Annotated in this window: 5 protein-coding genes; all 5 read left to right on the top strand. The window is 40.7% G+C overall.

Annotation, left to right across the window (positions count from 1 at the left end; genetic code table 11):
- Window positions 1-116 precede the first annotated feature (116 nt).
- The 5 genes from FAY32_RS14275 to FAY32_RS14255 all read left to right on the top strand — a co-directional run bounded on the left by FAY32_RS14275 (window position 117) and on the right by FAY32_RS14255 (window position 2,418).
- Window positions 117-584: a hypothetical protein gene (locus tag FAY32_RS14275; RefSeq protein ID WP_143464126.1), complete on the top strand. Its 468-nt coding sequence runs from the start codon at window positions 117-119 to the stop codon at window positions 582-584.
- Window positions 581-865 (top strand): hypothetical protein, encoded by a 285-nt coding sequence (locus FAY32_RS14270; protein WP_143464125.1) that lies wholly within the window; start codon window positions 581-583, stop codon window positions 863-865. The genes FAY32_RS14275 and FAY32_RS14270 overlap by 4 nt, the downstream gene beginning before the upstream one ends.
- A 318-nt stretch (window positions 866-1,183) precedes the next feature.
- Entirely contained in the window at window positions 1,184-1,474 is a 291-nt protein-coding gene (locus FAY32_RS14265) for a hypothetical protein (protein ID WP_143464124.1), read from the top strand.
- Window positions 1,471-1,932 carry a DUF1064 domain-containing protein gene (locus tag FAY32_RS14260; protein ID WP_143464123.1) on the top strand — a complete coding sequence of 154 codons (462 nt, stop codon included), beginning with the start codon at window positions 1,471-1,473 and terminating at the stop codon, window positions 1,930-1,932. The genes FAY32_RS14265 and FAY32_RS14260 overlap by 4 nt, the downstream gene beginning before the upstream one ends.
- 231 nt (window positions 1,933-2,163) lie before the next feature.
- A complete protein-coding gene (locus FAY32_RS14255; protein WP_143464122.1) occupies window positions 2,164-2,418 on the top strand; it encodes a hypothetical protein in 255 nt (84 codons plus the stop codon).
- Window positions 2,419-2,443: the final 25 nt, after the last annotated feature.

Genomic DNA, 2,443 nt, shown 5'->3' with positions numbered 1-2,443 from the left:
CAGCCGTGAAGAATTGGATCACTGGCTGCTGGAAAAGAACAATGAGATTTGGGAGGCTAACCCGTTAACTGAGAAGGTCAGTTTCCCATTAAACGAGATTATATAGGAGGTAAACAATGAAAACCAAAGAATTTAATGATCTTATGAAATCGTTCGGCTGCACAGTAAAAACGAGAGCAGATAGGGTTGAAGTATTTGGCCCATTTGGTGATGAACGTGGAAGTATAGCGTTGGATTTACAAGATGCATATTATGTTAGTAATTTTGGTGTGCCAGTCGCTAAAGTTATTGCCGAATATGCTGCGACGCCGCTTGTGGAACGCAAGGATGAGAAGCGATGGAATGTTATTGTTGGGCAAGACATTAACAATGCGGGGCTCATAAGTGCTTGGTGTAAAAAATATAATGATTACGCTGAGGGAAGCTATATTGACGATGATACTACCCCAGAAAATCTAAAAAATGAATATTATATTTTCACTAATTCTGAATTTGATTATCTGATTACACATCTAAAGTCATTAGACAATGGTGATGTATATGCCAAGATTGCTGAGTTGGGAAAACGAGAGGTTAAGGAATGATTATTAAAATCGATGATTCCTATCGCATTCGAGTTGAGTCCTATAGCAATAACGTGCTAGAAAAGCGTCTTAGAGATAAATCTGGGGAGTTTAAGTTGGATAAGGATAACTTACCTGTCTGGAAGGTGATGGGCTATTATCCAAGTGTTAAATGGGCATTACGAGCTTACTCGAAATTAGACGTAATGGATCGTGTTAGTGAAACGACGGTTCAAGGTTATTTGGCAGAGCTCAAGAGCGAAGAGAGTTGGATTGAGAAGTTGTTTGGGGTGGTCGAATGAGTAAATTCGAGTTTGAGTGTTGGCTAGCATTAGATGGTGCCCAGTTTATTCAACCGCTGTTTGGTAAGCCAATTAATCATAGTAAGCCACGTTGGCGAAGGGTTAAAAAGTTATTGGAGGCGGTCGAGTGAAATGGTTTTTGATGCTTGAAGGTATTGAGATGGGCATCTTTCTGATTGTGTTGATTGCTTTCTCAGTTCCTAATTGCACGATTATGGTTAATGAACATGTAGTGTCATGGCCGTTTCGAATAATTGTAATTGCATTGTCGGCAACGATCATCATTTGCTTGGCACAGTCTTTTAAGGAGTGATGAAAATGAAAATACCTTCAATTGTTACTGATGAACAATGGTTTCATTATATTCGACGAGCTGAGAAAAGTGATGAGGGTGTGATTGCGTTGGTTACTATCATGATGAAGACACCCATTTCTGCAAACTGGATATGGTGCCTTCGTACAAATGGTCGTCGATATAAGAAAAATCGTCTTATACGAATGATAGTTCTCTACTACCTGAATTTAAGTCCTGCTCGAAAAAAAGAGTGTTTAGAAAAGTTCTTTGTTGTTCCAAAAGATACCTGGTATGGAGAAGGTGTACAGAGATGACAGCCCCTACAGCGCTAAATAAACGTGGGAATCGGGTAAAGCTAGATGGCTACACTTTCGACAGCCAAAAGGAAGCTGATTTCTATACGCGATTCGTGAAGCCAAGCGGATTGCAATATGCAATTCACCCCAAGTATGTACTGACACCGTTGACTGAATTAGGTCAGGTGAAGGCGTCACAAATATCATACAAGCCTGATTTTGTTATATACAAGGATGGCGAGATTGCTCACGTCTACGATGTGAAGAACAGCTTCGGCGTCTATGGGATTGATAGCAGCGTGAAGTTACGATTCAAGCTGTTCCTGCTGAAATACGGAATACCAGTTGAAGCAGTTGTTATTAGAAAGCATGATTTTAAAGTAATTGCCCAGGGCATTACGAAACAGCGTAAGTTTACAAATCCACTTGTATGTACCAATATGCGATACAACTGGATTGAAGCGACTAATATCTAATGGGAGGTAGTCACAATTGACACTTGGACAAAGGGTTTATCGACGGTTCGTTCTTCGGAATTTCGAGGACCACCATTATGATCTGGGACGGACACTTACTTGGTGTGAACGCCACTATCAAAAATTGTCGGAACCAGAACGCGTCGCCATGAATCATCTGACGACGAAAGAACGCAATGAAGTATTGTTGGAAATTATCCAACTAGGACTATCAAAAGGAGAAGATTAATTATGGCAGAAATCAAGGACAATAGTATCACCGTTAAGGGTAGCGTTTTGAACTCAACTGAAAAGACCGTCAACAAGGGACAAGTTATCGAATTGAAGGTGCGAATCCCTGCGGAACAATTTGATGGTAAGCGTGACGCGTTTGCTAGCGTGTTAGAAGGTCACTCAATTATTACCTTCACTCCCAATCAAACTGAGCTAGATACCGATGGTGAGTTTCCAGAAGCTGATGGTCAGACTGACTTGGGCGTTGATTAATGGTCGCTAATAAGTCTGATTTTCA

Source organism: Levilactobacillus enshiensis (genome assembly GCF_007115095.1).
Classification (GTDB): domain Bacteria; phylum Bacillota; class Bacilli; order Lactobacillales; family Lactobacillaceae; genus Levilactobacillus; species Levilactobacillus enshiensis.
This window is presented reverse-complemented; position numbering and strand designations above follow the sequence as displayed.